Origin of the sequence: Bacillus sp. AP50, from assembly GCF_040492675.1 — a bacterium.
In the GTDB taxonomy this organism is placed as follows: domain Bacteria; phylum Bacillota; class Bacilli; order Bacillales; family Bacillaceae_G; genus Bacillus_A; species Bacillus_A cereus.
The window spans coordinates 1-7562 of record NZ_JBEUTW010000441.1; the positions used below are offsets into that span (position 1 = coordinate 1).

Genomic DNA, 7562 nt, shown 5'->3' on the forward strand with positions numbered 1-7562 from the left:
TGATAAAGTGACTCTTCATATTGATTATCTAAATATAATGCTTTTGCATGATTATATCTTACCTTCACTTCAAATTCTTCATTATCATGCAATACATCTAATTGTTTTAATATATCTTCAAATAACTCAATACTCTTCTTAAAATAGCTATTTTCAGCATAAATATTTGCAATCGCATTTTCTATATAAAGATTTTGGTATACGTCTATTCCAGCTAACTGTTGATTTAACAATTTTTTCAATTCTAAAATACAATATTCGTAATCGATTTTCTTTAATATGTAAGCTGCTACATGATATTGCCATTGAAGAAACTGCTGAAATTCAGGATGATATTCTTCCTTTTTCAGCTCATTCCATACTTTATTATAAATTTCTTTATATCTTTTTTGCTTACAAAGCATAATGATTTGATCTTTAAACTGTTTTTTTCTTTCAATATCAGAATAAATGAGTACCTCATAAAAATGAATAATGGGAACTTGTAATTTTGCTGCGATACCTTGCAATATATCCATACTTGGGTATACCGCACCCGATTCAATCCTGCTCACTTCCGATTGATGACATATATTATCGGATAACTGTTTCTGTGTTAATCCTCTCATCACCCTAATTTTCTTAATTTCACTTCCTAATTTTTCTGCGTGCATACTTACTCACCATCCCATTAGAACAATCTAATTTTTTGAGTTGTCATACCACTACAATAATGTGAATTCGACAATTTTTGATATGAAATAATGCATAATATATATAAAATTCGGCAATTTTTTCATACAATTCATCTCACATACAATAATAGATTAGGAGTGTTATAGATGAATTATAGAAAACTTGCTAGTGCTTTCATTACATTCGGTCTTCTTTGCCCTTTATCAACAGAAGCTATTCATGCTCAAGAATTAGACAAAAGTGCAGTCAAAGTTGAAATTGCTCAGCCTGGTTTAACAATCGGGAAATTAACACAACCTCAAAATGATACGAAAGAAAATATTGCTAAAAAGTATTTAAAAGGTGAGGTAAATGGGGCGAAAGCTCAACAAGAACAAGTCACTACTGAAAAAAATGTAGATTTCCAACCTACAAATAAAGAAACCAAAGAAAATCAAACCGAAGTTCGCCTTGCACAAACATATAAAAACTATAAAGTATATGGCCAAGATCTCATTGTAAAAGTAGATAAAAATGGAGTAATCACAACTGTTAGTGGTAAAGTTGTTCAAAATTTAAATCAACAACCTAATCTTACTATAACAAATTTTTTGTCGAAAAATGAAGTAAAATCTAAATTACGCGATATAGTTCAAATTCCAAGTGATGCAGTTGAGACAGAATTCTCTAGCGAAACCGTTGTTTATAAGAAAAAAGATGGCTATTATACATTCGCAACTGTTATTACATTTACTTATGAAAACAATGAACAAATTATAAACGGCAATGCTATAGTTGATTTAAAAACTGGCGAAGTACTTTTCCAAGAAAAATTCATTAAAAACAAAGAGAATAAGACTATAAATCAAGTAACATCACCTAGATTATCCCCCGCAAGTGAGCAAGGAACTGGGAAAAATGCACTTCAAGAAAACATCTCTTTCAATATTGCCAAAGGAACTGATGGAAAATTTTATTTAGCGGATTTATCACGCGGAAATGGTATTTATATTTATAATGCAAACTACGCCGATTCCCTCGGGGGATATAGTCAAGCTGGTTATCCAGGGACACTAATTTCAAGTAGTACTCCTAATTTTGCAGATAAAGAAGCCGCGGGCGCTATGAAGAACATGAGTGATATTTACGATTACTTTAAGAAAGAACATAATCTAAAAAGTTACGACAATAAAGATTCAAAAGTTGTCGCTAGTGTACACGGTTTTGATTCTACTGAAGTTAGTGATGGTGTAAAAGAAGACTATGTAAATGCATTTTGGCATCCCGCTTGGAACCAAATGGTATTTGGTGATGGTTTAGACGGAAAACTAACATCCGCTCTTGATGTAACAGCTCATGAATTTGGACATGCTGTATTTAGTGGCACGACGAAAAATAAAGTCGTGAGATATCCAAGCGCTGAAACATCTGCACTAAACGAGGGATTAGCGGATTTCTGGGGTACACAAATCGAATATTACGTAAAGAAAGATAAAGGAAACTGGATTATGGGCGATACATTAGGTGGCCTAACAATTCGTGATATCCCAAGGGAAATTGGTGACGGCGGTCATAAATTATATACAAATTTACAAGATTTCTATAACGATGGTAATAATCAAGAATCACACGTGAATTCTGGTATTATCAGTCACGTATTATATCAATTAGCTGAAGGTAAAACATATAACGGTGTTGCTGTCCAAAAACAAGGCAATGAAAAAGTAAGTAAAGTTGTTATGCGTGCATTGCAAAATTATGCAACTTCCGCTGAAGACTTTGAATCACTTCAATCTCACATCGTACAAGCTGCAAAAGATTTATATAGCACTGCCGTATCAAATGAATTTGCAAAGGCATTTGAAGCACACGGTTACAAACCGTTACAAAAAGTAAATCAAGTAATAGAAGTACAATAATTATAAAAAGAAGGTTACCTCTCATAGGTAACCTTCTTTTTATATCCAACCCTTTTCTTCCGCAATTGTAATTGCTTCAATTCTATTTTTCGCATCAAGCTTCGCTAATACTTCAGAAATATAATTACGTACTGTACCCGGCGAAAGATAAAGTGCCTTCGCAATTTCGTTTGCCGTCTTTCCTTCTTTCGCAAGCAACATTACTTCCTTTTCGCGATCTGACAACGGATTTTGCTCCTGCCATAAGCCAAACATTAAATCTTGGGAGACCTCTCGTTTCCCCTTTATTACATTACGAATTGCTGCCGCTAAATCTTCACTTGGGCTATCCTTTAATAAATAGCCGTGCACACCAGCTTTCATTGCTCTTTCAAAATATCCCGGCCGTGCAAATGTTGTTAAAATCATTACTTTGCATGATGATTTTTCTTTCTTTAACGCTTCAGCAACATCTAATCCACTTTGAATCGGCATTTCAATATCCATAATACTTATATCCGGTTTTAACGATTCAATTAATTTTAGCGCCTCTTCCCCGTTTGCCGCTTGTCCAATTACTTCGATATCATCTTCTAGATCAAGCAGAGCCCCTAACGCACCACGAAGCATCCGCTGATCTTCTGCAATAATAATTCGGATCATGCCCTCACCTCATCTTTTCCTGTTCTAATAACAACTGGAACTTTTACTGTTAACAACGTCCCTGGATTGATTGTACCTAGTTCAACAAATCCATCAATAAGAGCAATTCGTTCTTTCATGCCGCGAATACCATTTCCATCATGATTTTGATCTGTTAAACCAATTCCGTTATCTTCTACTTTCAAAATTAGTTCACCTTGTGATTCTAATACAGAAACTGCGCACCGCGTCGCCTTACTATGTTTTACAACATTTGTAACGGCCTCACGTAAACACATCCCGACAATATTTTGTTCAATTGGTGATAACGAGCTCGATCTTGCTTCTTGCCTCACTTCTAATTCAATATTAGCTGCTTGTAAGATTGCTTTTATTTGCTCTAGCTCTTCTTCTACCGTAATCATACGCATATCAGAAATTAATTCTCTCAGCTGTTTTAAGGCTGTACGAGACGTTTGTGTAATTTCCTTTGCTTCCGCACTTGCACGCTCCGGATTTTTCACAATTAACTTCTCTACAAGCTGGCTTTTCAAAGTAATAAGAGATAGCGTATGTCCTAATGTGTCATGAAGATCTCTTGCAATCCGCTGCCGTTCTTCCCGTTTTACTAAGTCTTTAATTTGCTCGTTCGCCTCATCTAATTGATTTCTTAACATCTTTTTCTGATTAAAATTACGCATACCAAATGGCGTAAGAAGCATTAAAATAAACATCGGGACGATATTTACTAAACTTGTTGGTGTTAGTTGATTCATATTTACAAATACAAATGCTCCAAGCATTATAACTAACGAGCATAACAGCACTTGAAATACTTTCTTATTCGGCGCAAATCCCATCGCACTTGCTGTGAAAAAGCCAAAAAATATCATAAAAGGATTATAAAATAAAGCAAATAAAAAAATGAGTATCATTTGAATGCATGCCCATAAAATAAACGTCTTCTGAACAAAATAAAGCTGACGGTATGTGATAATAAAAAGTATCAACATACCGCTCCCTAGCACAAGCTTCCATCCTGATGCTTGTGCTAAGTGATAAATTGGAAATAATAGATAAACAAACCACATGTACGGAAAGAATCCCATATGTTTCGGAAAAATCTCAATCCTCTTCTTCTCTATCATTTATACCGCTTCCTGTCTTTTTCTTATATATATTGATACTACAACAAATATAAGGAAATAACCTCCTAATACCGCGATATTTTCCCATCCAATTGATTTTCCAGCTACAATATCCCACGCACCACTTCCGAAATGGTATGTTGGTGTCCATTCACCAATCGTTCTTAATATTTTTGGGAATACTTCAATCGGCATCCATAACCCGCCAACTATAGCTAAACTCATATTTAAAATATTAGCTAAGCCAGCAGCTGCGTCCGCCTTCTTAATGGAACCTATTACTGTTCCTAACGCTAAAAATGGTGTTACCCCTAACAATAACCATAACCCCGCACCAATCCATTGCCCTACCGTTAACTCAACATGATTAATTAGTATCCCTGCAATAAAGATAACTAATATTGAAAAAGCATTTACTACTGTTTGAGCGATAATTTTTGCTGTTAAATATGCTCCCTCTGGAAGCGGTGTAATTTTTAGAAGATGTGTCCATCCTTGCCCTCTTTCCTGAGAAAGCCTTACACCGAAACTAAAGAGTGCAGTCCCTACAATACTGAAAGTTGCCATCGAAATTAAATAATGTGCTTTCCACGCATCTCCGTTTTGCGGTACTTGAACAACATTTGTGAAAATGTAGTAAAACATAACAGGCATTAATAATGAGAAAAAGATAAATAATTTATTGCGGAATGTACGTGAAATTTCTATTTTGCACTGCATCCATAACGCTCTCATGCGATTTCCTCCTTCTGATTTGCAACGAATTGTTCAAATGCCTCATCAAGACTTCCACGTTCAACTGAAACATCTGTTACAGGTAAACTCCTTTGATAAATGGCTTTTAAAGTTGCATCCGTATCCTCCGTTGTTAAAATGAAGCGGCCTTCGTTTGACTTTACTTCTATTACATTTGGTAATTCCTTTAGTAATTTTGTAGGAATGCTTTCCTTTGAGTAAAATGTGATTGTTTTTCTCGAAATCGTTGCTTTCATTTCGTCTGGTGTACCATCTGAGATAATCTTTCCGTTCGCAAATAATAAGATACGATTTGCTAAAGCATCTGCTTCTTCTAAATAATGCGTCGTTAAAATAATCGTTTTCCCTTCACTTGCTAACTTTCGAATCGTTTCCCAAAACGTTCTTCGAGACGTAATATCCATTCCGACTGTCGGCTCATCTAAAAATAACAAATCCGGATTTCCCGCAAGTGCAAGCGCAAAGTTTAACCTTCTTTTTTGCCCACCTGATAATTTCTCACATCTTTGCTTTCGCTCTGATTCTAAATTTGATAACTGCAGTAACGTTTCTTTCTCTATAGGATTCGTATAATAACTACGGAATAACTCAATTGCCTCTTCCACCGTAATACTATCAATGACACTTACTTCTTGCAGCATCGCACCGAGGCTATTACGAACATCTCTATGCTTTGGACTCTTTCCAAATATAGAGACCTTACCTTCCGTTGGTTCCTTTAATCCAAGCATCATCGACATCGTCGTTGTTTTCCCCGCACCATTTGGACCAAGCAACGCTACTATTTCCCCTTTATTTACATGAAATGAAACATTATTTACTGCGTTTTTATGTTTAAATGTTTTAGAAACATCATTTACTTCAATAATCTTTTCCATCTCTCCACCCCCGCTGTTTCTTATATTTACATTGTATTCCTTGGAAAACTTAGGAAACAGTATGATGCGTCATGACATCGATATGACAATTGTCATGTATTCTTTATGAGAGGAATCAACCTGCATACCGCAAGCGAGTAGCAGGACGAAAATAAACATGATACAATCGGATAAGATATATATTCGAGGAAGGACAGTGGTTTTCATGATTATTCGTAATGAACAAGATTTAGAAGGCTTACGAAAAATCGGCCGCATCGTTGCGCTTGCACGTGAAGAAATGAAAAAACAAGCGAAGCCAGGTATGACAACGAAAGAGCTTGATTTGATCGGTAAAAAAGTATTAGATGAGCATGGTGCTATTTCTGCACCTGAAAAAGAATATGATTTTCCAGGTGTAACTTGCATTAGTGTAAATGAAGAAGTTGCTCATGGTATTCCAGGAGATCGTGTATTAAAAGAAGGCGACTTAGTAAACGTCGATGTATCCGCTGCACTTGATGGCTATTATGCAGATACAGGCATTTCATTTGTTCTTGGAGAAGACGAGGCAAAAGAAAAACTTTGCCAAGCAGCGGTTGATGCATTTTGGGCAGCAATGAAAAAGGTTAGAGCTGGCTCAAAACAAAATCAAATTGGTCGTGCTGTTTCAAACTTCGCACATAAAAGTGGATACAATGTTATCCAAAACTTAACTGGTCACGGCATTGGTCTTAGCTTACATGAAGCACCAAATCACATTTTAAGTTACTATGACCCAATGGATAATGCGCTTCTAAAAGACGGTCTTGTTATCGCTGTAGAACCGTTCATCTCTATGAAAGCTGATCATATTATTGAACGTGGTGACGATGGTTGGACATTCGTTACACCAGATAAAAGTCTTGTTGCACAATGTGAACATACCGTTGTCGTAACACGCGGTGAACCAATAATCTTAACAGAAATCTAATACCAAAAACGGCTGTTTTGTAGATTTATTCCACATAAAACAGCCGTTTTTTATTTTTGGGAAAATATGTGAACTAGTGTTGAACTCTTTATCATTTAAGTATATAATCTTTAGCGGAGGTTACTTAAGCTTATCTTTACTAAAAAGATATTGTAACTAAGGAGTAAAACACCTTCTTTCCTATTGTTTAAACAGGCTCAAAAATGACCGTAGTAACGTGTTAGTCGAATATTCTGTAATCCTTATATTTCTCTAACAATGTAAGAAACTATCACCTTTCAACTTCGGTCCACTAATCGCACAACTCTCTTTAGACAAAATAAATGACTATTTTCAAAGTACATATTGTCTTCATTCTGACCAAAACCAACCCTATCTAGATTTTTATTTCCACATAACTTTAAGGCAAAAATAAGCCTTCACAAAGGGATACACTACATTGGTTAGTATGTATCGTAAAACTTACCTTTATAACCATTCTTTTTTACTAGATATACATGAAAACTATCTCACATATAAAGGTCTGATATCATTATTTATATCAGTATTTTTTTCGACATTTTTTGTCGAATTGTGTATATTTCCATAGAACTGTGTAAATATACATTTTGTTTTACGTTAAATAATATTGCTT

General features: G+C 35.2%; 7 protein-coding genes. 2 read left to right on the forward strand and 5 right to left on the reverse strand.

The features are described 5' to 3' along the window. On the reverse strand, positions 1–653 hold a 653-nt coding region (plcR, locus tag ABWK52_RS24185), incomplete at its 3' end, for a transcriptional regulator PlcR (protein WP_353772186.1). A gap of 168 nt (positions 654–821) precedes the next feature. Between plcR and ABWK52_RS24190 the strand changes: the two genes are divergently transcribed. Then, the gene (locus tag ABWK52_RS24190) at positions 822–2573 is read left to right on the forward strand and encodes a M4 family metallopeptidase (RefSeq protein WP_098507826.1); all 1752 of its coding nucleotides are present in this window, start codon (positions 822–824) and stop codon (positions 2571–2573) included. A gap of 39 nt (positions 2574–2612) precedes the next feature. Here ABWK52_RS24190 and ABWK52_RS24195 read toward each other — a convergent pair whose 3' ends face one another. The 4 genes from ABWK52_RS24195 to ABWK52_RS24210 are packed head-to-tail and all read right to left on the reverse strand — an operon-like array spanning position 2613 to position 5976. Further along, on the reverse strand, positions 2613–3215 hold the full coding sequence (locus ABWK52_RS24195; RefSeq protein ID WP_098507827.1) for a response regulator transcription factor: 603 nt from the start codon (positions 3213–3215) through the stop codon (positions 2613–2615). Beyond that, a complete protein-coding gene (locus ABWK52_RS24200; protein ID WP_000570610.1) occupies positions 3212–4342 on the reverse strand; it encodes a sensor histidine kinase in 1131 nt (376 codons plus the stop codon). The genes ABWK52_RS24195 and ABWK52_RS24200 overlap by 4 nt, the downstream gene beginning before the upstream one ends. Beyond that, the gene (locus ABWK52_RS24205; RefSeq protein WP_098541788.1) at positions 4343–5077 is read right to left on the reverse strand and encodes an ABC transporter permease; all 735 of its coding nucleotides are present in this window, start codon (positions 5075–5077) and stop codon (positions 4343–4345) included. Continuing rightward, positions 5074–5976, reverse strand: a complete 903-nt coding sequence (locus ABWK52_RS24210) for an ABC transporter ATP-binding protein (RefSeq protein WP_086408427.1) — start codon at positions 5974–5976, stop codon at positions 5074–5076. The genes ABWK52_RS24205 and ABWK52_RS24210 overlap by 4 nt, the downstream gene beginning before the upstream one ends. A gap of 157 nt (positions 5977–6133) precedes the next feature. Here ABWK52_RS24210 and map point away from each other — a divergent pair, with 157 nt between their 5' ends. Further along, positions 6134–6928 (forward strand): type I methionyl aminopeptidase, encoded by a 795-nt coding sequence (map, locus tag ABWK52_RS24215; RefSeq protein WP_003313889.1) that lies wholly within the window; start codon positions 6134–6136, stop codon positions 6926–6928. Positions 6929–7562: the final 634 nt, after the last annotated feature.